At 62.8% G+C, this 23,596-nt stretch carries 22 protein-coding genes and 2 pseudogenes; 16 read left to right on the top strand and 8 right to left on the bottom strand.

The annotated features are described in order from the left end of the window. Positions 1–684 (bottom strand): SDR family NAD(P)-dependent oxidoreductase, encoded by a 684-nt coding sequence (locus ACSAGD_RS15130; protein ID WP_437583609.1) that lies wholly within the window; start codon positions 682–684, stop codon positions 1–3. Between the two features lie 122 nt (positions 685–806). On the opposite strand from ACSAGD_RS15130, the gene ACSAGD_RS15125 reads away from it, so the two are divergent. After that, positions 807–1,649, top strand: coding sequence for a helix-turn-helix domain-containing protein (locus ACSAGD_RS15125; RefSeq protein ID WP_437583607.1), 843 nt, complete (start codon positions 807–809; stop codon positions 1,647–1,649). 56 nt (positions 1,650–1,705) lie between these two features. Here ACSAGD_RS15125 and ACSAGD_RS15120 read toward each other — a convergent pair whose 3' ends face one another. After that, on the bottom strand, positions 1,706–2,332 hold the full coding sequence (locus ACSAGD_RS15120; protein ID WP_437583606.1) for a TetR/AcrR family transcriptional regulator: 627 nt from the start codon (positions 2,330–2,332) through the stop codon (positions 1,706–1,708). Here ACSAGD_RS15120 and ACSAGD_RS15115 point away from each other — a divergent pair. Then, positions 2,331–3,200, top strand: coding sequence for an alpha/beta fold hydrolase (locus ACSAGD_RS15115; protein ID WP_437583605.1), 870 nt, complete (start codon positions 2,331–2,333; stop codon positions 3,198–3,200). The genes ACSAGD_RS15120 and ACSAGD_RS15115 overlap by 2 nt on opposite strands. Before the next feature lie 606 nt (positions 3,201–3,806). On the opposite strand, the gene ACSAGD_RS15110 is transcribed toward ACSAGD_RS15115, so the two are convergent. After that, positions 3,807–4,325, bottom strand: a complete 519-nt coding sequence (locus ACSAGD_RS15110; protein ID WP_437583604.1) for a CGNR zinc finger domain-containing protein — start codon at positions 4,323–4,325, stop codon at positions 3,807–3,809. A gap of 78 nt (positions 4,326–4,403) precedes the next feature. Between ACSAGD_RS15110 and ACSAGD_RS15105 the strand changes: the two genes are divergently transcribed. The 3 genes from ACSAGD_RS15105 to ACSAGD_RS15095 all read left to right on the top strand — a co-directional run bounded on the left by ACSAGD_RS15105 (position 4,404) and on the right by ACSAGD_RS15095 (position 7,142). After that, on the top strand, positions 4,404–5,264 hold the full coding sequence (locus ACSAGD_RS15105; protein ID WP_437583603.1) for an alpha/beta fold hydrolase: 861 nt from the start codon (positions 4,404–4,406) through the stop codon (positions 5,262–5,264). Positions 5,265–5,509: 245 nt separating this feature from the next. Beyond that, a complete protein-coding gene (gene bla, locus ACSAGD_RS15100) occupies positions 5,510–6,298 on the top strand; it encodes a class A beta-lactamase (protein ID WP_437583602.1) in 789 nt (262 codons plus the stop codon). A gap of 43 nt (positions 6,299–6,341) precedes the next feature. After that, a complete protein-coding gene (locus ACSAGD_RS15095) occupies positions 6,342–7,142 on the top strand; it encodes an NAD(P)H-dependent oxidoreductase (RefSeq protein ID WP_437583601.1) in 801 nt (266 codons plus the stop codon). Positions 7,143–7,736: 594 nt separating this feature from the next. Here ACSAGD_RS15095 and ACSAGD_RS15090 read toward each other — a convergent pair. Both ACSAGD_RS15090 and ACSAGD_RS15085 read right to left on the bottom strand, forming a co-directional pair. After that, on the bottom strand, positions 7,737–8,372 hold the full coding sequence (locus ACSAGD_RS15090) for a response regulator (protein ID WP_437583600.1): 636 nt from the start codon (positions 8,370–8,372) through the stop codon (positions 7,737–7,739). Beyond that, a complete protein-coding gene (locus ACSAGD_RS15085) occupies positions 8,369–9,463 on the bottom strand; it encodes a sensor histidine kinase (RefSeq protein ID WP_437583599.1) in 1,095 nt (364 codons plus the stop codon). Before ACSAGD_RS15085 ends, ACSAGD_RS15090 begins: the two co-directional genes overlap by 4 nt. Positions 9,464–9,797: 334 nt before the next feature. Between ACSAGD_RS15085 and ACSAGD_RS15080 the strand changes: the two genes are divergently transcribed. The 4 genes and pseudogenes from ACSAGD_RS15080 to ACSAGD_RS15065 form a co-directional block, all read left to right on the top strand. After that, positions 9,798–10,481 carry an ABC transporter ATP-binding protein gene (locus ACSAGD_RS15080; RefSeq protein WP_437583598.1) on the top strand — a complete coding sequence of 228 codons (684 nt, stop codon included), beginning with the start codon at positions 9,798–9,800 and terminating at the stop codon, positions 10,479–10,481. Next, positions 10,478–12,598: an FtsX-like permease family protein gene (locus tag ACSAGD_RS15075; protein ID WP_437583597.1), complete on the top strand. Its 2,121-nt coding sequence runs from the start codon at positions 10,478–10,480 to the stop codon at positions 12,596–12,598. Before ACSAGD_RS15080 ends, ACSAGD_RS15075 begins: the two co-directional genes overlap by 4 nt. An 81-nt stretch (positions 12,599–12,679) precedes the next feature. Next, the gene (locus tag ACSAGD_RS15070) at positions 12,680–13,087 is read left to right on the top strand and encodes a hypothetical protein (protein ID WP_437583596.1); all 408 of its coding nucleotides are present in this window, start codon (positions 12,680–12,682) and stop codon (positions 13,085–13,087) included. Positions 13,088–13,663: 576 nt separating this feature from the next. Continuing rightward, positions 13,664–14,212, top strand: a pseudogene (locus ACSAGD_RS15065) (integrase core domain-containing protein); the annotation flags it as partial. Positions 14,213–14,393: 181 nt separating this feature from the next. Here ACSAGD_RS15065 and ACSAGD_RS15060 read toward each other — a convergent pair. Then, entirely contained in the window at positions 14,394–14,729 is a 336-nt protein-coding gene (locus tag ACSAGD_RS15060; RefSeq protein WP_437585192.1) for a MarR family winged helix-turn-helix transcriptional regulator, read from the bottom strand. Between the two features lie 207 nt (positions 14,730–14,936). Between ACSAGD_RS15060 and ACSAGD_RS15055 the strand changes: the two genes are divergently transcribed. Together ACSAGD_RS15055 and ACSAGD_RS15050 are read left to right on the top strand one after the other, a co-directional pair. Next, on the top strand, positions 14,937–15,983 hold the full coding sequence (locus ACSAGD_RS15055) for an LLM class flavin-dependent oxidoreductase (protein WP_437583595.1): 1,047 nt from the start codon (positions 14,937–14,939) through the stop codon (positions 15,981–15,983). After that, positions 15,976–16,539: an NAD(P)H-dependent oxidoreductase gene (locus ACSAGD_RS15050; protein ID WP_437583594.1), complete on the top strand. Its 564-nt coding sequence runs from the start codon at positions 15,976–15,978 to the stop codon at positions 16,537–16,539. Before ACSAGD_RS15055 ends, ACSAGD_RS15050 begins: the two co-directional genes overlap by 8 nt. Positions 16,540–16,684: 145 nt before the next feature. On the opposite strand, the pseudogene ACSAGD_RS15045 reads toward ACSAGD_RS15050, so the two are convergent. Then, positions 16,685–17,921, bottom strand: a pseudogene (locus ACSAGD_RS15045) (IS256 family transposase). 129 nt (positions 17,922–18,050) lie between these two features. Further along, the gene (locus ACSAGD_RS15040; protein ID WP_437583593.1) at positions 18,051–18,644 is read right to left on the bottom strand and encodes a helix-turn-helix domain-containing protein; all 594 of its coding nucleotides are present in this window, start codon (positions 18,642–18,644) and stop codon (positions 18,051–18,053) included. Positions 18,645–18,736: 92 nt separating this feature from the next. On the opposite strand from ACSAGD_RS15040, the gene ACSAGD_RS15035 reads away from it, so the two are divergent. The 5 genes from ACSAGD_RS15035 to ACSAGD_RS15015 all read left to right on the top strand — a co-directional run bounded on the left by ACSAGD_RS15035 (position 18,737) and on the right by ACSAGD_RS15015 (position 23,556). Then, positions 18,737–19,696, top strand: a complete 960-nt coding sequence (locus tag ACSAGD_RS15035) for an NAD(P)/FAD-dependent oxidoreductase (RefSeq protein ID WP_437583592.1) — start codon at positions 18,737–18,739, stop codon at positions 19,694–19,696. Beyond that, complete coding sequence (locus ACSAGD_RS15030) at positions 19,693–20,313, top strand: class I SAM-dependent methyltransferase (RefSeq protein WP_437583591.1); 621 nt, start codon at positions 19,693–19,695, stop codon at positions 20,311–20,313. The genes ACSAGD_RS15035 and ACSAGD_RS15030 overlap by 4 nt, the downstream gene beginning before the upstream one ends. 102 nt (positions 20,314–20,415) lie before the next feature. Beyond that, the gene (locus tag ACSAGD_RS15025) at positions 20,416–22,026 is read left to right on the top strand and encodes a DHA2 family efflux MFS transporter permease subunit (RefSeq protein ID WP_437583590.1); all 1,611 of its coding nucleotides are present in this window, start codon (positions 20,416–20,418) and stop codon (positions 22,024–22,026) included. Between the two features lie 27 nt (positions 22,027–22,053). Then, on the top strand, positions 22,054–22,698 hold the full coding sequence (locus ACSAGD_RS15020; protein WP_437583589.1) for a DsbA family oxidoreductase: 645 nt from the start codon (positions 22,054–22,056) through the stop codon (positions 22,696–22,698). 306 nt (positions 22,699–23,004) lie between these two features. Continuing rightward, positions 23,005–23,556: a TetR/AcrR family transcriptional regulator gene (locus ACSAGD_RS15015; RefSeq protein ID WP_437583588.1), complete on the top strand. Its 552-nt coding sequence runs from the start codon at positions 23,005–23,007 to the stop codon at positions 23,554–23,556. The last annotated feature ends 40 nt before the right edge of the window (positions 23,557–23,596 follow it).

Here is a 23,596-nt window from a genome sequence, read left to right as displayed (position 1 = left end):
TCACCAGGCCAGCTCCCCGTACTCGTCCTGCAAGGTTCCTGTCAGAGAGTTGCGGCCAGCAGTCGCTACCTGCACCACTACTCGCGCGCTTTCGGCGGGGGGTCGACCAATTCCCATTCCTGCCGTGAGATCCGTTGCGGTCGTACCCGGCTCGAGGGCGACAAACTTGATGCTGGGATACGCCTTGGCATACTGCACCATTAGCATATTTGCGGCCGCTTTAGACGCGGAGTAGAGCGGTGCTCGCAGGCCATACTCGGGCCGGTCCGGGTTGCTCACCGCCCAGAACGAACCAGCGCTGCTGGAGATGGTCATGACTGTAGGGTTAGGCGACTTATTTAGGAGCGGTAATGCGGCCTCGGTCACTCGGAGTACGCCTACCGCGTTGGTGTCGAAGGACCGCAGCGCGGGCGCGCCAGACAGTTCGAGTTCGAGCACCCCGGCGTTGTTGATCAATAAGTCGAGTCCGCCATCCGCGTCTTCGATTGCGGCGAGTGCTGCCGTTACGGACGTATCGTCGGTGACGTCGAGCTGGACAAAGTGGGCGCCAATCTCAGTCGCGGCGGCCGTGCCCCGGTCTACGTCGCGGGCGCCCAGATACACAGTGTGGCCCAGTTCTATGAGTCGCCGCGCGGTTTCAAAGCCAATGCCTTTGTTGGCGCCGGTGATCAAGGTGACGGTCATAGTGGCCCTCTCGAAATAATCTCAATGTACTAACCGTTATTGACACTATGACTGGTGTAAAGACTCGGCAAGAGCCCTCGTTAGCCGGGGGTCTCGCGGGGCCCCCAAGGAGCGCATCGGCGTTGGAGGCTGCTCTGGAGCGAGAGCAGGACAACCCGCTGGGGACGTTTTTACAGGCGCGCCGCGCCTTGGTGACGCCGCAGCGGGCGGGGATCAAAGTGGGTGGGCGGCGGCGGGTGCCCGGGCTCAGGCGCGAAGAGGTGGCCATGCTGGCGGGCATTAGCGTGGACTATTATCTACGCCTCGAGCGGGGCCGAGACCGTAATCCCTCGCTTCAGGTCCAGGAGGCGTTAAGTCGGGTGCTTCATCTCGACGTTGAGCTACGCGAGCACCTGCGATTACTCGCTCAAGGCAGTGTGGCAGCTGAGCTGACTGAGCGGCCTCCGCGGCCGCCCTCAACGAGCACGCTTGCCCTCTTACACTCCTTGCCGTACCCCGCCTTCATCGAAAACCGAAACTTTGACATTGTGGCTGCAAACGACAAGGCCAAGGCGCTGTCCCCGCGCCTGGCAGAAGGCGGAAATCAATTACGCGACGTGTTCCTTGATCCTGCAGAGCGAGAGCTCCACCCCGACTGGGACAGTGTCACAGTGTGCCTAGTTGCAGGAGTGCGCAACATGGCCAGTCATTCGCTCGCTGAACCACGCCTGAAAGAACTGGTCACGCAGCTTATACGTGAGAGCCGTCGGTTCGCGGACCTGTGGAACCGGCATGACGTGCGCGGTCAGTACAGTGCACCGCTGCGCCTGCGTCATCCGATAGTGGGAGAAATGACTCTCCATCGCGAACGTCTAATAGCGGCCGGCTCGGATGGGCTCGCGTTAGTGGCCTTCCACGCAGACGCGGGCTCAACGGATGCGGACAAGCTCGCACTGTTGCAAGAGGTGTCGGGATCGCCTGGGTAAAGCTCGCCCGGGTAGAGACTGGAGGCGTGAATGCGGCCTATCGCTTGACGGAAGGTTTAGGCTTTGCGAGATTGACTCAGCGGATCCGGTCTCGCGAGCGTGGGGGCGGTAGTGGCAATTCGCAGAAGCTCTTCGCGCGTGGCCCCAAGTTCGGCCCGGACTGAAAGTCCATGCCATATCGTCTGTACGAGCTCAGTCACGAGCGAGGCGTTCGTTCCTGCTGTGAGGTCGCCTTCCTGTATTCCACGTTCTATCCGGGATGTCAGGAGGTCTTCATCGGAAGATTGCAGCTCAGCCACATAGGCGCGCACGTTGGAAGTTGGGGGCGCGTCGGCCATGACTGCGCTACTGGTGAGGCACCCCGGGTGCCCTTCATTGGCTCGGGTGAACTCATTCACTGAATCCGTGAGCAAGCGTTCAATGACGCGTGCCACAGTGGGCTCTGCCACGGCGCCAGCGTAAATTTCGCTGTATCGCTGCGCATAGGTGCGCACCGCCTCATCGAACAGCGCCGCTTTTGTTCCGAAAGCCGCGTACAGGCTGGAACTCGAAATTCCGAGCGCGGTGGCCAGCATGCGGGTCGATGTCCCAGAGAAACCATGGAGCCAGAAGAGGTGGGCGGCCTGACGCAGCGCCTCACCCCGGTCGAATGACCGTGGTCGTCCTCGTGGTGCGGTCGTCATGTTGACTATTCTAGCGCAATCGCTCTATAATCCATTTATGGAGCGATTGTTACAGAAAAGAATTGCGGTTCGGGACAGCTGGGTGACCGTGGACGTCTATGGCGACCCACGTGGGCCTGCCATTGTGGTGATCCCTGGTGCCATGGCAAATGCCGCAGCTTGGGGTGATTTTGCACGACGCCTTGAAGGCTGGCCGACAGTCGCGGTTATAAACCGACGTGGCCGGCGTCCGTCGGGACCGCTGACCGACGCCTACGGATTTGCAACCGAACTCGCAGACGCGTCAGCGGTGATACGTGAATGCGGTGATGTGCGTGCACTTTTCGGATGGAGCTACGGCGGCCTCATAGCGCTACATCTGGCGAACTCCCTGCCAGTGCCACACCTGATTGCATATGAACCCATCATGGCTCCCTTTGGCGCAAGCGCACTATTAGAACTCTCGCAACTACACGCTATGCGGGATGCCGATGGCAGTGTCGAAACTGCGCTACAACGAGTAACCGGTATGAATGCCGACGAGGTGGCGTCTGTGCGCTCGGACAGTCAGACGTGGCGTTACCTACGAAGTCTCGGTAGCACTATTTACCCGGAGACGCTCGCGCTTAACAATGCGCCCGAGGAGTCGGAACTGGGTGCGCTCGCGGGTCGAGTTGACCTGATTATCGGCGAACGAAATCGCGGTCGACCGCCGTATGGAACATCGTTTGCCGACGTGAAGCGCAACAGCCCTCGGGCAATACTTCACCAACTGAGTGGGGCGGGTCACTTGGCGCACGTCGAGGACCCCGATGCGCTAGCCACGCTTGTCAGCGAATTAGGTGCGCAGGCGCGTGGCAGTGGGATGCCAGGTATGTCCGCACAGTAACTCGCTCTCAACGAGAAGCCCTGACGCATCTCAAGTCCATGCGATTTCCGGTATATGTGCCGTAATAATTGGGCGCTTCTTCGGTAAGTTGACGACCGTTGAGATCGAAGCAACATGACCGCACAGGTCGCGTTCAGGAGTGTCGAGGGCGGTCGCGGGCCGGGCGACACACCGGCGGCGATGCCCATCGCCCCCTCGCCGCCACGCAGGTCACCACGAACGCTGCATGCCGAATCTGCGCTCAAGGACATCACGAAGCGGATCACAGATCTAATGCGCCAGCTTCACCGGCGCCTGCCTGATCTCGCGCCCTCGGGCAACATCGTCCGGCACGGCATCAACCGCGGTGGCGACCGCCGCCTAAACCGGGCTCTTCAGATGGCTGTCGTCGCCCAAATGCGAGTGGGCCCCAGCACACACGTCTACCTCGAGCGCCGCACGCGCCGAAGCGACGACTTAACAAACATAGGAGTTTCAACGGGATCAACGAGCTCCACCGCGGCCTCGCCCGCGACTTGCGCAACCGCGAGAACTAACGACTGAGAATGCTCCTCGCCGTCGGCAGACTCACACCACGACCCCCACCAAATATCCGAAGAGCCCCCGTCAAGCGCGGGACTCCGACTCCGCTGAGCTGCGGTTGCGCTTGGCATGCGCGCGCACCTTGATCCGGTTGCCGCATGTCGCCATGGAGCACCATTTGGCCGTGCCCGGGCGGCTTCGGTCCACGAGAAAGAGGTTGCATTCAGTGTTGGCGCATGCCCGTAGGCGCCCTGGGCGCTCATGCTGAACTTCTGACCACGCCACTAAGGTGCGAGCGGCTAGGAGTGAAGTGGCGGGCGCGCTGAGTTCCCAGTGGATGCCATCGGCAGTCACATTAGGTGTCATCACAATTTCGCTCGTGAATTGCGACAGGTCTGCGAGCGCCTCGTCGTTGCCGCGTATGGCTTGCTGCAGGCTATCGCGGACCTTGATTAGCGTGGCTAGCTCTTCGGGCGACCCGGTTCCACCAAAGTTGCGTGCGAGTTGCGCGCCTTCCTTGCCAGTGAGTTGCTCTTGCGGCGAGCCCGCAGTCACGGGAGCGCTATTGAGTACCGCCATGAGAAGGTCCTCGTCTTGGGCCATGCGCACCTCCCGGGTTGCTCAATGAAATGATGCCTGTTAGGTTAACACTAACCGGTAACAACTAGTTAAGAAGTTAGCATGGCACGTGTCCACCACCGAACCTTGACCGTGAACGGCCTGGAGGTCTTTTACCGTGAAGCAGGCCCCAGCGATGGGCCCACCATGCTTTTGCTCCATGGATACCCCACGAGTTCGCATATGTTCCGCCACTTGATTCCTTCGCTGGCTGACCGTTACAGGGTTATCGCCCCCGACCACATTGGCTTTGGGCGTTCCGCAGCTCCCTCGGTCAACGCCTTCACTTACACCTTCGACGCGCTGGCCGAGGTGACTGCCGACTTCCTGCGGCAGATAGGTGTAGAGAGATACACGGTGTATGTCCAGGACTACGGCGCACCAATTGCCTGGCGGCTAGCCCTCGCACACCCGCAGGCGATCGAGGGAATCATCACGCAGAACGGCAATGCTTACGAAGAGGGCTTCGTCCCCGACTTCTGGGCTCCCATTTGGGAGTACGCCGCGACTGGTTCAGCACAAGCCGAGCAGGCCCTGCGCTACGCCTTGTCGCATGAAGCGATTCGCTGGCAATACACCCACGGGGTACCGGACGTGACAACTGTGAGCCCTGACGCCTGGGAGCACGACGCCGCTTTAATGGCTCGGCCTGGCATTGACCGGGCACAGTTGGCGCTCTTCGCGGACTACGCCAGCAACCGCTCGCTTTACCCTAGGTTCCACGAATGGCTTGAGCGTTCACAAGTGCCCGTCCTCGCCGTGTGGGGCAAGAACGACGAGATTTTTGGACCTGACGGAGCCACTGCCTTTCTGCAGCACGCCCCTCACGCTCGCATAGAACTATTCGACGGGGGCCACTTCTTGCTCGAGTCACATTTTGACCAAGCGCTTGAGACTATCCGGGACTGGCGGGCAACATATTGAACCGCCCTGGCAGTGACTTGCACTTTGGACGAAGTGAGACCCATTTGAAGGTGAAACCTATGCGACGCAGGTTAATCCCCGTGACCAGCTACCTATGGTTCGTCGCTACTGCGGTATTAGCCTTGGCCTCGGGCTGCGCTGCCTCACACAACGATGAGGCAACAGCGAGTACACCACCACTTACCCACGCTCCCGTGCCCTCGGCTAGTGCCGAACCCGTACCGCCCTCGGGCTCCCTGAGTGCGGTGAGCTCGAGTATTGGCGAGCTGGAGGACATGTACCAGGCGCGGGTTGCGGTCAGCGCTATCGACATCGGCACCGGGCTCAGTGTTCAGCACCGCGAAGACGAGAGATTCGGTTTCGCCTCCACTCTCAAGGCATTTGCGGCAGCGCAGTTTTTGAGTCAGGTGCACGGGGAGGACCGCCATGAGCGGATGAAGTGGACCCGGGCTGATGTTGATGCGGCGGGCTATTCACCGCTCACTACTGACCATGTGAATTCTGGGCTGACGCTCACGGAGTTGGCGGAGGCTGCGGTTCGCCTCAGCGACAATACGGCAATGAACCTTGTGCTGGAGCGTATTGGCGGTCCCGAAGGGATGAATGAGGCCTTTGCTGAGTGGGGAGATAGCGTTACGCAAGTCGCGGATATTGAACCCGATCTCAACAACGCGAATGTCCACACCGGGGCAAACACCACAACCGCCACAGCGTTTACGTCCAGCATGGTTGCCGTGCTCGGAGCCGACCACCTCGCCCCAGCAGATAAGGAACTGCTGATCGACTGGATGAGTGCGAACGCCACCGGCGACACTCTCATTCGGGCGGGTGCGCCAACCGACTGGGTCGTGGCGGACAAGTCAGGCGGAGCGGGCCCACTGAGGAACGACATCGCAGTTGTCTTCGCGCCAGAACGTGAACCGATTGTCATCACCATCTTGACCGAGCGTTATGACCGTGAGCAGACGTATGACGATGCCTTGGTGGCTGATGTGGCGACCGTAGTTTTGGAACACTTTGCCTCAAGTCAATAGTGCACCCACTCACACCCACCCAAGATAAGGATCAGAAGTTCGTATGACTATCGATCACGAACCCATTCCGGGCAACGCGTTATGGATCTACGCACACCCGCGCCGCAACTCGCTTAACAGCCACCTCTTCCAGACAGGACTCACCGTACTGCGAGGTGATTATGATGTCGCAATCTCTGATCTCTATGCGCAAGGGTTCGACCCGGTGCTCAGTGACCGCGACCTGGGTGAACTATCGGACTCTTCGGGCGGCATGGCTTCACTCCTCGGTCACGCGTACGCCGCAGACCAGTTGCCGCCCGACATTCAGTTGGAACAAGCGAAGCTTGCCGCCGCAGAGCTGCTCATCATCCAGTTTCCTTTGTGGTGGTACGGACCGCCCGCGATTCTCAAAGGCTGGTTCGACCGCGTGCTCACCAGCGGGTTCGCTTTTGGCGATCTAGATCCGCACACTGGAATGCCCCGGCGGTACGGAGATGGTGGCTTGGCGGGGCGCAAGGCGCTCATCATTGTCACTGCCGGTGACGATGCAAGAGCGCTTGGCGAGCGCGGCGTTAGCGGTGACCTGGACTCACTGCTCTTTCCGCTAACTCATGGCGCACTTTGGTACACCGGGATTGAATCACTTGCGCTCCATGTAGTCTACGATGCCGACATGCTTGATACGGCTCGGATTGAGCGCGAAGCCCAGCGACTCACGGAGCGCCTGCATGGCGTCGCCACTGAACCGGTACGTCGATTCCGCAAGCTCGCAGACGGTGAGTATCAAGGAACTCGGGCATTGCGAGTGGATATTCTGCCTGATCGTAGCGACCTTGCAATCCACCTGGCCGATCCTCATTAGCGTCATCGTTTACGTGGCGTGTACACACGATCACACAAAACGCAAAAGCCGGGGGAAGCCACGCCTTTCAGAGTGGCCTTCGACTGCGGCATAGCGTGCACGAAACGAACCGCAATGTCGAAAAGACCACGGTATCGCTCACCGCGTTGTGATCGTTGATTTCTCTTGTGCTAAGAATCGAACAAAACTATTGCCGTCATAACCGGCGTGATGCTCGAGGTGTTACTCCCGGAATCAATTACGCATCATGCTAGCTAGCTGCGAATTTCACGATGTGCACCAACGCTCGATTCGCGTGGTTCCGTAGTCTTGTGCATCTCATGAGGGTGAAAGGTGACCGCGCCGACGCGGGTTGCGAACCAGTAAGCGCGCTCGAAAACTTCTCCTCCACGACAGCCCCGTCAGACGCCTCTCACCTAGATCGTGTCACTCTGTGCCGATTTCGCGCCTGGCGAGATCTGCCTGAGGTATTCGGGCTGTGCCGAAAGGCGTGCACCTGGCATCACCAGATGGCCTACCGATGGCACCGGAAAGAAGGTGCACGCGAAGCTGTCCGCGGCTGCCGACGCCGCCGGGCGTTTGAATGGATACACTTTAGCTGACCACACCGGCACGCCACGCCCATGCGGCGATTTCGACCCGATTGCGGGCTCCGATCTTGACCGAGATGTTCCGCGCGTGAGTCTTGACCGTCGAAAGTGAAACGAAGAGGTCAGCGGCGATCTCCTCGTTCGTGCCACCGCGCGCAATGGCTGCGGCGATCTCTACCTCGCGATCGGATAGGCCGTGGTGTTCGGTCGGTGCCGTCGTCGCTGATGCGATCTCACCCAGTAGCCGCACGGTAATGGAGGGCGACACGAGTGCATCCCCCTTCGCTGCGGCTCGCACAGCCTCGACTAGCAGACGTGGGCCTGCGTCCTTCAACAGGAATCCGGAGGCACCCGCCTGCAACGCGGAACGCAGGTACTCATCGGAGTCGAATGTGGTGACGACTACGACACGCGGCGCATGCGGGATCGACGTGATCACTCTGGTGGCGTCGAGCCCGTTCATACCGGGCATGCGGATGTCCATTAGCACCACATCGGGGCGCAGTTGCTTCGTGGCAGAAACCGCGTCTTCGCCAGACCCTGCGGTGCCCACCACCTCGATATCGCCCTCAGCCTCGAGTACCATCGTGAACCCGGCGCGCACCATTTCCTGATCGTCGGCCAGGAAGACGCGAATCATCGTTCCTCCACCATCGGCAGCGTCACTCGGACACTCCACGTGTCGTCCTCGATGGCTCCGGCGCGCATAGTTCCTCCGAGGGCTGTGACGCGCTCTGCCATGCCTGTGAGGCCGAACCCTCGCGACCCAGGCATCCGCGTGCCGCCGTGCACTCCGTCATTGTAGATCTCGATCAGAAGCTGCCCTCCCGCTGCCTTCACCACAACTCGGGTGTTGCCCTCCGGAGCGTGCCGTCGCGCGTTTGTGAGCGCCTCCCGAACCACGCGGTACGCAGACTCGCCAACCCCGGGCGGTATCGCCTCGTGCGGCTCCTCAAATGAGAGCGTCGTGCGCGTCAGACCGGGGTCGAACCGTTCAACAAGGGCCGGGATGTCCGAGAGCGCGTATTGCACCGTGAGCGGGGACCTATCGTTCGACCCCTCCCGCATCGTCCCGACCATTTTGCGCATTGCCGACAATGCCTCCGCACCGGCGGCCTCAATGGACTCCAGGGCTTCTGTCACCCGCTCGCGGTCATTGTGCGCGACGGCAATCGCAGCCTGCGCCCGTACTACGATGCCGGTCACCTGGTGCGCTACGACATCGTGGAGCTCACGCGCCAGCTCCATGCGCTCGGCTCGGCGGGCGGCTTCAACCGCGGACTCTCGTTTGGTGAGGATGTACCGGCCCGCCAGACCGCCAGCGACTGAGCAGCCCCAGAGCAGCAGCGCGAGCAGTACGAATGTGACGTCGAAACCAAGACGCAGGAGCACCCCGCCGAGGGTGACGGCGAGCGCTGCGGCGCCCACGATGATCGCACCGCGCCTTGCGCATCCGCGAATCCCGGAGATCGTCAGCACGACGATTGCGGCGGTTTCCGTCAACGAAAGAGCTGGGCTGCCGACCGGCACGGAGACCATGGAGGCGAGGAGGGAGACGGAGAACGCCGACCCGACGGCCACGCCGATCGGCATCACTCTGCGTGCGAGCGCGAGCCCAGCTACCACGATCGCGACGAACGCTGTCGCAAGGGCGCCGACAATGAAGTCCGTGTCGGGGTCGACGATGAGCCGCGCACCGAGTTCGAAGTCGACGGCTACCAACAGCGCCAATACTCCGAACTCCGCGGCACTTGCAAGGGTTCGCCAGCGTACCCGCCGCGACTGCAGCGGCCGCGTGTTACCAGTTCTCCCCCTCATCGTCACCCAGTCATTCTACTAAGTGGACGACATCGCCTCCGCGATACGAGTGCATATCGTTCGAAGGGCCGATGAGCGGCACGACAAGCCGTTCTCACGGTCGATGCGAGGCTAGTGGTGTGAGCGTGAGAGTAGACACATGATATCTACTGACGGTCATCCGCAACATGCCAAAATTGTCCCCACATCGCGGTTCGCGGCGCGAACGATCGACCTCGTACGAGAGTACGGCGCCGGCGATAGCCGTGTGCGTGCACTCGACGGGCTGAGCATCGAACTCCAGACCGGGAAATTCACCGCGATCATGGGCGCATCCGGTTCAGGTAAATCGACCCTGCTGCATTGCCTTGCGGGCCTCGACCGCGCGACATCAGGTCGGATTCTGCTCGGCGAGACTGAGCTCGGCGGCTTGGACGATGCCACGCTCACCGCCATCCGGCGCGACAGGATCGGATTCGTGTTCCAGGACGGCAACCTCCTGCCGCACCTTACGGCCGGCGAGAACATCGACCTCGGGTTATCGCTCGCGGGGCGGCGTCCCGACCGCGCGTGGCGCACTGAACTTGTCGGCCGGCTCGGGATCGGTGACCGTCTTCGGCACTTACCGTCTGAGCTGTCGGGAGGGCAGCGCCAGCGTGTCGCGGTGGCGAGAGCCCTGCTCGGCCACCCGGATCTCATCGTTGCCGACGAACCGACCGGCGCACTGGACAGCGCATCCGGCGGAGCGCTGCTGGAACTTCTCAGGTCATGCGTCGACGACTACGGGCAGACCGTGGTCATGGTGACGCACGACCCTTCAGCCGCCGCCGTCACAGACGAAGTCGTGCTGCTGAAAGACGGACGTTCGGCGGGCATCCTCAATCAGCCCACTCGCGAAACGGTGCTCGAGCGCGTCGCCGCGATCAGCGCGCAGCCGGGAGCCGTCGCATGATCGTCCCGCAGACCGCCGTCCGAAGCATCAGGAGACGGCCAAAACAGGCCTTGATGATGGGCCTCGCGATCGCGCTCGCAACCGCCTTCGCAGCGTCGTCGATCCTTATCGCGATCAACGCAAGGGCCGCACTCGTCGCCTTCGGAATGACAACACCGGAAGCGACCGATGTTGTCGTCGTTCCCCCTGAAAGCATCGACAACGAGGCCGTCGCCCATATGGCGGGGCAAGTGGCAGCATTGCCCGAGACTGACGAAGTCGCGGTCGAGTACCTGGGAGACGTCTCCGTTGAGGCGGGCGGTCTGACGTCCACGTGGAAACTGACAAGCGACCCCGGTTCCGGCTCTCTCAGCGCCATCCCCGACCTGGAGGAGGGGGATGCGCTGCAAGCGGGCGAGATCTACCTCGGTGTCAGCACCGCTGAACGATCAGGGGTCTCGGTCGGCGACACGGTCGTCGCAGCGGGGCAAGAGCTGGTCGTCGCCGGCATCGGGCAGATTCACGAGTTCGGCATGGATGTCGGGCTCATAACGGAAGAGGACGCCGTCGCCATCGGCTCGATGACCCCGGTGCAGATCTTCATCGCAGGTGACATGGATCCGGATGCCGTGAGCGCGCTGATAGGAGACAGCCTCGTCATCAGCGGCGAAGAACAACGAGCCGACCAGGCGAGAACGGTGACGGACACGCTCGTAGGCGTGTTCGGCGCGCTCACCGTGTTCGTCGGCCTTGCGCTGCTGTCGGCCGTCGTAATCGTCGGCTCTACCTTCCGGACGGTGTTCTCGCGTCGGGCGACCGAACTCGCTTTGCTGAGATGCGTCGGTGCGGGCCGCGCGCAGTTACGGCGTCTCGTGCTGTTCGAAGCGGCATGCATCGGCCTGCTCAGCGGTATCTTCGGCGTCGCGGTCGGATGGGCGCTCGCCGCCGGACTCGTTGCCGTTGCGCAGTCCAGCGGTCTGCTGACGGATGCGTTCAACTCGGCCCCGCTCGCACTCGTTGCGTGCCTGGTGCTGGCGACACTCTCCACCGTTGTCGCAGCGCTTCCGGCAGCGAAAGCCGCGGGGAAAGCCTCGCCGATAGCAGCGCTGAGCGCAGCCAGGGCAACGGAGGCACGGTCGACCAGACGAGCTGTGCGCCTGGTCGCAGCGAGTGTCCTTGCGTTGAGCGCTGTCGCCACCGGTGCGGCCGGTGCGATCGCGGCGAGCACCGACGAGTTCCTGGCACTCGGGTTGACGGCGCTCAGCGGTGTGCTGCTCTTCGTCGCGCTCGTGTGCATCGGACCCTTTATCGTTCAGTGGTTCGCGGCACTCCTTCGACCCTTGACCGGGTCGTCGGGAGCGGTCCGTGTAGCGGTATCGAACGCACGTCGGTCCTCCCGCCGCACGGCTGCCATGAGCACCGTGCTGATGCTGGGGGTTGGGCTGACGGCGGCACTCGTCGTCGGCGTAGCCGGAGCTACCGCCGATGCCCGCGAGGACATGGAGAGCAACTTCTCCTCCGCTGCGATCATTCCCGTCGACTTTGTCGACGACCCCGATGCCATTGTCGACCTGCTGACCGAGCATCCGGCAGTGGATGTTCGCGTCGACGGGCTCGACATTCTCGTTGATCCCGCTCCGGGAACGGGCGCTGTTGAACTGCGCTCGGCGGTGCTCGAGAGCGTCAGCGACGGCACGCCCGTGTTCTGGGCATCCGACGTCCGGGAGGGCATCGAGCAGACGCTCCTCATCGGCCAGATCATCGGCATCGTCATGATCAGCGTGACCCTCATTGTGGCAATGGTCGGAGTCATGGTCACCCTGGCGCTCTCCGTCGCCGAGCGGCGCGAAGAAATCGCGCTGACCCGCGCCCTGGGCATGACTCGAGCGGGTGCGCGTCGCTCACTCGCCATCGAGGCTGCGCTCGCGGCAACGCTGGGGTCGATAACCGGTGTCGTCTTCGGCAGCGGCTACGGTCTGCTCGCGCTGAACGCGCTGGGGATGTCTGCCGGTGCACCGCCGATCGGCTCGCTCACTGCCGTTTTCTTCGGCGTCATCATCGCCTCGATCCTGGCGGCCGCGATCCCCATGCGGACAGCGGGCCGTGTTTCACCGGCGATTGGCATGGCAGCTCGATGAACCCCCCTCGCCGCAACGGCCGTCCGGCCTCGATACAACCTGGTCAATACTCAGAAAGGTACGAAAACTATGCACGCTCGAATGAAACTGCTCGTCGGCGCAATCGGCGCAGTCGCCGCGCTGACCGTAAGCGGATGCACCGTAGTGCAAGACACGTTTCAGGTGGGGGAACGCGAATTCCACTTCGACACGATTGCCGACGTCCAGGAATCAGGGGAGGCGTTCCGCTTCCAGGGATTCCTGCCTGACGATGCGACCGACATTCGCATGATTGCGCAGCTCGACGGTCACGCAGGTCTCATGCGTTGGACAAGCCCGACAGAGTTCGCTTCCGAGCACTGCAGGGTGGTGGACGTTACAACACCGCCGCCGTTCGACCCCGAGTGGCTGATTGATCCCATTCCTGAGGCAGGAGCTGCCTGCGGTTCCTGGACAGTCGTAAGCAGCGGTGGTGTGCACTTTGCCTGGTCGGACCCGGAAGGCGAGTAGTTACGATCGGTTGCGGATAGTGCAGGTTGAGGCTATGAATCGTAAAATCGGCTCTCGATAACCGCCTCGCGAGGAGCTTGAACACACCGCAGAGGAATACCGGAAGTGTCTGGTCTGCAGGACCTGAACCTTGGGTCGTGCGTGAACGTCCCCGACCTTCTCGAGCCAGTCACTCGACCGGCTCGAGAGGTCGGCGCTCATGCCGCCCACGTCGCCGTCGTCCGGGCGTGAAAAGGGTGTCGTCGCTTTGCTCGGCACGGACGAAGCGACCCTGTTGGCGGTCGTGATCGATCCCCAGGACCGCGGCAGGCCGTCACGATTCGTGATTAGCTCAGCATCTATCAAGAAACGTGAATGCCAAGATCTGTGCGCTCGGGCAGGATGTCAGATCGTAGGGAACGCGTTCTCTTATAGTCGCCGTCGCGCAGCCGCCGGAACCGACGCGCTGGCTCGGCACCGACTCCACGTAACCGCTCTCGAAGATGTTGGACCTCCTGGTGGGTGTCAGCGTCACTCAATGCGTCGGCATCGTGGACCACATGCAGGTCCAGCGTCTCGATTCCGACATACGAGCGCCCTGGAGGCTTGGTCCATGTCGATGTGAAGAAGCTCGGCCGCATCCCTGAGGGCGGCGGGCGCCGCACCCTTGGCCAGCAGAAGGGCAAGAAGAACAAGACCGGTGTCGGGTACTCGTTCATCCACTCCGCGATCGACGACAACTCACGCCTGGCCTACTCCGAAATCCTCGGCGACGAACGCCAAGAGACCGCAGCCGGATTCTGGAAGCGCGCGAACTCGTTCTTCGCCAGCCAGGGAATCCCCATCCTGCGCGTCCTCACCGACAATGGAACCTGCTATCGCTCACGCATGTTCAACGAGGCGCTCTGCGAGGCAGTGAAGCACAAGTTCACCCGACCATCTCGGCCGCAGACGAACGGGGAAATTGAACGCTTCCAGCGCACGCTCGCCTCCGAATGGGCATACGCCAGCCACTTCGCCTCCGATGCCGCTCGCGACGCCACCTACGAGGCCTGGATCCACGGCTACAATCACCACCGACCCCATACCGCTCTCGGAGGCCTCTCACCCATCGACCGCGTACATAACGTCAATGGGAAGAACACCTGGGCCGGGTGGATAATCGCGCCTCCGAGTTCCGCCGGATTCGCACTCCAGGGCGGCAGGCATAGAAGATCCGCTCGAAGTCGGCGGGTTGGATGCCGCGGGGAGCCGAAGACGCATTGGGGGGCGGCGCCGGTCACTGCACACCCAGTCGCATGGCTTCCCCGCGCCGTCCCGCCCGCCCTCAGCTTTCTTCGCGGCCTGCAAGGCTCGCCCACACGTCAGCTAGCGCTGACAGCTGATCATCGTTCAGCCGCCCCAGGAAGAGACGACGGATATCGGCGTGTTGCTGTTTCCATGCCAGCCGCAGGAGTGACCTCCCCTCTCGGGTGAGGGTGAGTTCGTAACTCCGACCATCGCCGACCGCGCGCTTGCGTTCGACCAGACCGCGCCTTTCCAGACGGTCGACGAGGCGAGAGAGGCCGGGACCTGACATTCCTCTCCGCTTGGCCAATTCGCTCAAGCGGAGGCCGCTTCGGCCTGCTTCGCCCAGCAGCCCGAGGACGCTGTACTCGGCCATGCTCACCCCGAGCGGCGCCAGGCCCTCCCCGAGCTCACGCCAGATCCGATCGTGCGAAACCAGGAAGCCCCGCCATGCCGCGCCCTCCAGGTCGCTGAGCCCATCCGTTGGCATGCCACAAATCTAGCTGTTATTTAAGACTCCCGGAATAGATGCGTGCGCACGCATGTTTATACTCGTGAGACCACCCCTGAGAGGAAACACACGATGGCCTTTGAAATCGGAATCATGACCTTCGGCGAAGTCACAGCAGACCCGGCGACCGGGACGATCCGCACTCCACATCAGCGGGCGAGGGAGACGATCGAGCTCGCGAGGGTCGCCGATCAGGCTGGTCTGGACGTATTTGGCATGGGCGAGCATCATCGCAGTGACTTCGTGGGCTCAGCGCCGACCGTCATACTGGCCGCGGCCGCCGAAGCCACCCGACAGATCCGTCTTACCAGCGCTGTCACCGTGCTGAGCTCTGATGATCCCGTGCGGGTGTGGGAGCAGTTCGCCACGATCGACCTTCTCTCTGCCGGCCGGGCGGAGATCATCGCCGGACGCGGCTCCTACACCGAATCGTTCCCACTTTTCGGATACGACCTCGCGGACTACTCCGAGCTCTTCAGGGAGAAACTGGATCTTCTCCTGCAAATCCGCGAGCGCAATCCGATCACCTGGGAGGGCAACCTGCGTAGTCCGTTGGTCGACGCCGATATCAGCCCTCGGCCCTACGGCGACACCATCCCGATCTGGGTGGCTGTTGGAGGGTCACCCGCTTCGGCCGTCAATACCGGGATGCTCGGGCTGCCGCTCGCGCTTGCCATCCTCTTCGGCCCGATGAACATGCTCCGCGAGTCGGCGGGGCTCTATCGCGCCGCCGCCGAGCGCTCCGGCCATGATCCCGCAGCGCTTCCGCTTAGCATGAGCGTAGGGGGTTACGTCGGCAGCAGCCCGAAGCAGGCGCGCGATACCATGTATCCGCACTTCGCTCAGTTCATGATGGAGCATAACCATCAGCGTGGGCGCGGGATGCAGCTGCCTCGTGACGCGTTCGAAGCGGGGTCCTCCCCTGGCGGTAGCTACGTCGTCGGGGGCGCCGACGAGGTGATTGACAAGATCCTCCGATTTCGGGAGATGTACGGGCTCACCCGCATCATCCTCCAGATGGGGATGGGAAGCATGCCGCAAAGTGACCTTCTCGCGAGCGTCGAGCGGCTCGGCGCTGAGGTCGTGCCGGCCATCCGTCGGGAGCTCGGCGATGCCTAACGCTGGGAAACTACGCGTCGCGGTTGTTAACGGTAGCCCGAACGAAAAGTCCAAGACTATGGGGCTCACTAACGTCGCGCTCGACACGCTATCGCAGAAGCTCTCTATCGATGTCCACCGCACCGACGTCTACAGGCTGGGCTCCGGCTTCACCGATGCGAGCATTCGAGAAGACGTGGCGATCGCCGTTGACGACGAACTCAAGGCCACAGAGCGCGCCGATCTACTCATCGCCGCAACCCCAATCTACCGCGGCTCCTACACGGGTTTGTTCAAACACTTCTTCGACCTCATCGAACGGTACGCCCTGGCCGACAAGCCCGTCCTTCTCCTCGCGACCGGCGGCGGCGAGCACCACGCACTCGCTCTCGATCACGTCCTCCGACCACTATTTGCCTTCTTCCAAGCACGCGCGCTTCCCGTCGGGGTCTTTGCCTCCTCTGGAGACTTCGACGGCACACTACTCCTCAACCCACGCGTCTACAGCCGCATCGAGCTTGCGCTCGACGACGTGCAGGACTTCCTACCTCGAGGCAGATTGGGGCATGTCTCATAGACATTGGTGGGAGCAGGCGGTCACCGCGTCGACTCATGTCCATCGGTGCGGCGACCAGCTCACGTGATCGCCACCGTCATCGGGTGCAAATACGCTTGGGCGACGGGGTGTGTCAGATTAACGGTGGATCTGGCCTGGCGCATTCTTAGTTGATTCGGCCTTCGAAGGTGATCGCGAAGGCGTTGAGTGCGGGCTTCCACCTCGTCACCCAGCGTGCCCGACCCCGGCCGGTCGGGTCAAGTGACCGGGTCACGAGATACAGGCACTTCAGCGCGGCAGCATCGTTGGGGAAGTGCCCGCGCGCCCGGACGGCTCGGCGGTAACGGGCGTTGAGGGACTCGATCGCGTTCGTGCTGCAGATTATGCGGCGGATCTCGACGTCGTAGTCGAGGAACGGGATGAACTCGCTCCACGCGTTCTCCCAGAGCCTGCGGATCGCCGAATACATGATGCACCACTTCTCCGCGAATTCCTCGAACCTCGCCCTGGCAGCTGCCTCGGTCGGCGCGGTATAGACGCGTCGCAGGTCGCGGGCGATCTGGTCCCAGTACTTCCGCGACGCGAACTTGAACGTGTTGCGGATCAGGTGAATGATGCACGTCTGCACCACGGCGAACTCCCACGTCGTGGTGATCGACTCCGGCAGCCCCTTGAGGCCGTCGCAGACCACGATACAGACGTCTTCGACGCCACGGTTCTTCAGCTCGGTGAGCACCCCGAGCCAGAACTTCGCCCCCTCACCGCCGTCGCCGGCCCAGATGCCGAGGATGTCGCGTTCTCCGGCGGTGGTGACGCCGATGGCGACGTAGAACGGCTTGTTGCGGACCTGCCCGTCACGGACCTTCACCACGATCGCGTCGATGAACACCACCGGGTAGACACGGTCCAGCGGCCGGTTCTGCCACTCGGTCATCTCCTCGATCACCTTGTCCGTGATCTTCGAGATCGTGTCCTTGCTCACGCTCGCGCCGTAGACGTCATCGAAGTGCGCCGCGACCTCACCCGTGGTCAACCCCCGCGCGGTGAGCGAGAGGACAATCTCGTCGATCCCGTCCAGCCGGCGCTGCCGCTTACGGGCGATCTTCGGCTCGAACGATCCATCCCGATCCCGCGGGACCTCGATCTCGACCGGGCCGACCTCAGTGAGCACCGTCTTCGAACGAGTGCCGTTGCGCGTTCTCACTGTCAGTGACCTGGTGCTTCTCGTATCCGAGGTGCTCGGTCATCTCCGCCTCGAGTGCGGTCTCCAGCACGGTCTTCGTCAACCCGCCCAGCAGGCCTCCCGGCCCGACGAGGCTGACGCCTTGCTCCTTCGCTTGCGTGAGCAGCTGCTCCGCGATCTGCTTCTCGTCGATGATCTCTCCGGTCACAAGATCGATCATCTCGGTGATCTGGGTCATTGCCTTTCCTTTCGGTCAGGCCAGTCCCAGATCCACCGTTTTTCTGACAGTCCCGGGCGACGCGACGTCGAGGTCATCGAGCTCTCCTCGGAAAGGCATATTCGGCGAAGGTTAGTGTTGGTGTTCCCTGTCGGTTGTGCGCACGTGGGCGCGTTGGCCATGCCTTCCGACGAGGCTGAGGTATTCGACGGGTCCTGTGCTGGTGGATCCGAACCAGTGCGGGGTTCGTGTGTCGAACTCGGCTGCTTCGCCCGCTTGAAGGAGCAGGTCTTGGTCGCCGAGCACGAGGCGCAGTGTGCCGTTGAGGACGTACGCCCAGTCGTATCCTTCGTGTGAGCGCAGGTCTGGAGTGGTGTCGTCGCTGCCGGTGGGGAGGACGAACTTGTATGCCTGGATGCCTCCTGGGCGTCTGGTGAGCGGGATGATGATCGACCCGTCGGTGCAGGACATAGGCCGTAGGTCGATGCGGGGGTTCGCAGTGCGGGGTGCATCGACCAGGGAGTCGAGCGTGACGCCGTAGTAGCGCGCCAAGGGAAGCAACTGTTCTAGGGTCGGTCGCCGCAGCCCGGCTTCAAGCCGCGAGAGGGTGCTCGTGGAGATGCCCGTCTCATCGGCGAGGGTGGTAAGAGTGATGTCGCGTCTCAGCCTGAGGTGCTTCAGGCGGAGGCCTACCGTGTCGAGGGTCTGGTCGTGGTGTTCGCTCATGCCTCTATTTTGCCATTCGGCAAGAAAGATTGCCATAGTCGATGTTGCGGGTCATCCTGGTATGGACATCACGAATGCCAGGAGGAGAACCCATGAGCACCACACACGATCAGGTGTACGACGTCGCGATCATCGGAGGAGGATCAGCCGGGCTGAGCGCGGCCCTGATTCTCGCGCGTGCGCGTCGCAGTGTCGTGGCGATCGACGGTGGCGCACCCCGAAATGCTCCCGCGTCCGCAGCTCACGGGCTCCTCGGGCAGGAGGGCGTGAACCCGCTTGACCTTCTGGAAAAGGGGCGCGCCGAGGCTGCTTCGTACGGTGCTCGCATCGTGCAGGCCAGCGTGATGCAGGCGTCAGGCACTGCTGACGATGGCTTCACACTCGCCCTCGACGATGGCGCGAGGGTGCGTGCAGCCCAGGTGTTGATCGCGACCGGTGTTCGGGACGAGCTCCCCGGGATTCCCGGTCTTACGGAGCGGTGGGGCCGCGATGTGGTGCACTGCCCGTACTGTCACGGCTGGGAGATCCGCGATCAGCGGATCGGACTGCTCGCAACCGGGCCGATGTCTGCGATGCAGGCCCTGCTGTTTCACCAGTGGAGCGAGCAGATGACGTTCCTCCCGAACGGCCTCGACTTCCCCGCAGACCAACTCGAGAAAGTGCGGGCGCTCGGGATCACGATCGCCCCAGGCGCAGTGTCTGGCATCGAGGTCGCTGATGATCGCCTCACCGCGGCGCTCGTGGAAGACGGGTCAAGGGTCGAACTCGACGCACTGGCCGTTCCCGCAACAACTCGTGCCCGCCTCGACGGCTTGGAAAGCCTGGGCGTGGATGTCGCTACGAACACGATGGGTGTCGCCGTGGTCGCCGACGCTGCCGGGCACACCTCGGTGCCCGGCGTATGGGCGGCGGGCAATGTCGTGAATCCCGGCATGCAGGTGAGCGAGTCGGCTGCGAACGGTGCGCGGGTGGCGATGACGATCAACACCGAGATGGTGTTCGCCAGAGCAGATCGCGCTGTTGCGAACGAACCCATTCGAGCGGGTGCATGATGGCCAAGTTCGACAAGACCTACTGGGAGAACCACTGGAGCCCCGCTACATCAAGCGGTGTGCGCGAGCTCCCGGTCAACCCCTATCTGGCGACCGAGACCGCGCACCTGCACCCAGGCACCGCCTTGGACGCAGGCTGCGGAACAGGGGCCGAAGCGATCTGGCTTGCCGAACAAGGCTGGCAGGTCACAGCCGCCGACATCTCCCACACCGCGCTGACAACCGCACAAGCCCGCGCAACAGCTACCGATGCAGACACGCCGATCGAATGGGTCGAGACGGATCTCTCGCGGTGGGAACCAGAGCGCACGTGGGATCTTGTCGTCACGAGCTACGCCCACCCCGATATCGGGCAACTCCCGTTCTACCGACGCATCTCTTCTTGGGTCGCACCGGGCGGCACGCTCCTGATCGTCGGGCACCTCCACGACCACCAGCACGATGGTCACCACCGGCATCCGGAGAACGCGTCAGCAACAGCCGAAGCGATCACCAGCCTGTTCGATACGCCGGAGTGGCAGATCGAGACCGTGCACGAACACACCCGCACTGTGCACCCTGGCGGCACTCCGGTGCAGTTGCGTGACGTGATCGTCCGCGCCCAACGAACCGCCTAACCCGCCGCTCTCAATTACTTGCGCAGGTCACACGACCTTGGCGCTGCTTCACGCTGCCCGCACACAGCAGGCGGCACGCATCCTTGAAAGGAACACGACCCTATGGCTTCCATCACACACGCGGACGCAGCAGATGCTGCGCCCGTCATCGACGACCCTCGCCGCAGACGGGCCATTCTCTGGGCCGTCTGCATCGCACTGATGGCCGTCGTCGCCTCGGTGACCGGCCTCAACGTCGCCCAACCGCAGCTGGCCACGGAGTTCGATGCTTCACAGGGGCAAGTGCTGTGGATCATCAACACTTACACCCTCACACTCGCAGCGCTCCTGCTCCCGCTCGGGGCGTTGGGCGACCGCGTGAGCCGCAAGCCCGTCTTCATCGTGGGCCTAGTCGTCTTCGGCGTCGCGAATGTTGCCGCAGCCGTCGCCCCGGTCATGGAGGTCATGCTGGTGGCCCGCCTGCTCAGCGGGATCGGGGCGGCGCTAATCATGCCCGTCACGCTATCCGTGATCACCTCGTCTTTCCCGGATAAGGAACGGTCCCGTGCGATCGGGATATGGACCGCGGTCGCCGGAGGCGGTGGCATCCTCGGCATGTACCTCTCCGCGCTGCTCGTCGACGTAGCGACATGGCGGTGGCTGTTCGCCCTCCCTATCGTGCTCACCATCGCGGCGCCGCTGATCGGTGCGCGCGCAATTCCCAACTCGCGAGAGAGAGCAGCAGGACGGTTCGACGCACTCGGCACCCTGACCTCGATCGTCGCGACCGTCGGCTTCACCTTCGCCCTGCACGAAGCCCCCTCCCTGGGGTGGACGGACCCGCTCGTGCTGATTCCGCTGGTCGCGGCCGTGCTCGCTACCGCCCTGTTCATCCTGTGGGAACTGCGCACCCCGTTCCCCCTGCTGGACATCCGGCATTTCCGCACCCGCGGCCTCTCCTCAGGCACCACGCTGCTGCTGGTGTTGTTCGGCGTGCAGGGCGGTGTCTTGCTCGTGCTGTACCCGTTCTTCCAGGTCGTACTCGGCTGGAGCGGACTCCTTTCCACCCTCGCAATGATGCCCATGGCGCTCCTCATGATGCTCGCCTCCGGTCTCGCACCGCGCCTGGCCGCACGAATTGGAGCCCGCGCCTCCATGGTCACCGGCCTCACCATCGCCACCATCGGCCTCGCGCTCATGGCAGCTCTTGTCTCGGCCGAGGGCGGCTACCTCAGCGTGCTCCCCGGACTGATCGCGATGGGCCTCGGCGCAGGCCTTGCCATGACACCCTCCACCGAAGCGATCACCTCATCCTTGCCCCGCGAACAGCAAGGCGTCGCATCAGCCTTGAACGACCTCACGCGTGAGCTCGGAGCGGCGCTCGGCATCGCGCTTCTCGGAGGCCTGCTCGTCGCCGGGTACCAGAACGCCATCGCAGGACGACTCACCGGCGTGCCCGAAGAACTTGCGGCAACCGCTCGCGAGGGTATCGCCAACGCCACCGCGATCAGCCAAGAAGCTGGAGCGCACGCCGACCAGATCCTCGCCGCCGCAAACGAAGCATTCGTCGCCGGATGGCAACAGGCCATGTGGGTCGGCGTCGCGGTCATGGCCGTCCTGGTGATCTTCGTTCTCTTCCGCGGGCCCAAGAACACCTCCGCAGGGCGCGCAGAGGGCACCGATGCTTCGGCAGAACAGACCACCGAGATTCTCACCGCTCAGAACGAGAACTGATCGCCCGCTTTACGAAAGGAACCACTCATGACAACCGCAGTTGCAATGCCCGTGCACGTCGAAATCTGGTCCGACCCTCAGTGCGTGTGGTGCTTCATCGCCCACCCCCGGTTCGAGAAAGCTGTCACTCTGTTCGAGGGCAGAGTTGAGGTGACCTACAGGTCCTTTGAGCTCCGCCCGGATGCCCCTATCGAGATCGATAAGGAGCAGCAGATCGCGCAACACGCGGGGGCGAACCGCGAACGCATCAACGCGGTCAACGCCCAGCTCTCAGAGCTCGCCCGCGCAGAGGGCGTCAGCTATCGCCCCGACCTCACCCGCCCGACGAACTCTCACCTCGCACTCGAACTCCTCCACCACGCCGACACCACCGGTGACCGCGCTGCACTCACGCACCGGCTGTTCGCTGCCTACTTCACCGAGGGACGGCATATCGGCGATATCGAGGAGCTCGTCGGTCTCGCCCAAGACGCTGGCCTCGACCCGGACTCCGTACGAGGAGCGCTCACCGACCGCCGACACCACAACGCCGTCGATCGAGACACCGAACGGCTCCGAGCGCTCGGCGCGAGCGGCGTACCACTCTACGTGTTCAACGGCACGTGGGGCATCTCCGGAGCGCAGCCCGTCGAGACCCACCTCGACGCTCTACAGAAGGCGGCGAACGCATGAGCCGCGACCCGCTCGTCTTCCTCTCAGCCGAACCAACATCGTCGGAGTCGAATGTCCAGGAAGCCGACTGCGCAGACGGCGCGTGCACCATCCCATCGAGACCTGACGGGGAGCCGGGCGCGATTCACGACGCTCGCGAAGGGTGACCACGAGTGTCTGAACGTCTGGCGAACGTCACGAGGATCTCCCTCGCGTTCGTTGAACGCAGTCAAGACCGACACGTATCCCTGCGGTCACTCCAATCTGAGAAACAGATGCTGGACGAGGATTTGACAAGGAAGACGTAGTGAGTGTTCACTATCAAATATGGAAACACAGCGTCCGACCCACCGCGTTCCCATGGAGGAGCGCCGCGAGCAGATCCTTGAAGCGGCACTGCTCGAGTTCAGCCACAAGGGGCTGCACGGCGGGTCGACCATGAGCATCGCTCGCGAAGTGGGTATCTCGCAACCGAACATCTTCCGCATCTTCTCGACGAAGCACGAGCTATTCGTAGCCGTGCTGCAGCGGGTGTTTCAGCAGATCGAGGCGACCATGCTCGCGGCAGGCGAATCCGCCTCTGGCGAGCCGCTCTATGCAATGTCGGACGCGTGGGGAGAGCTCATGGAAGAACGGGAGATCATGTTCATGCTCCTGCAGGGCTATGCCGCATCCGATGACGCGATGATCCGTGATCTCATGCGCGACTGGACGCGAGAGGTGTTCGAGCGAATGGAAGCCCTCCCCGGCGTCGGCGAGGACGCCTCTCACGACTTCTTCGCCGCAGGCATGCTCTACATGGTCGCCACAGCCATGGATCTCCCCGCCCGCGCGGCAGAGGATACGTGGGCGGCCCGATTTCTGGCCTCGGGGTCGTGACGGTTCGCGCCCCCGACCGGGCGGCCTCTCTTTTTTTGAT

The sequence above is a fragment of the Paramicrobacterium salitolerans genome (assembly GCF_051513965.1).
Lineage (GTDB): Bacteria > Actinomycetota > Actinomycetes > Actinomycetales > Microbacteriaceae > Paramicrobacterium.
This window is presented reverse-complemented; position numbering and strand designations above follow the sequence as displayed.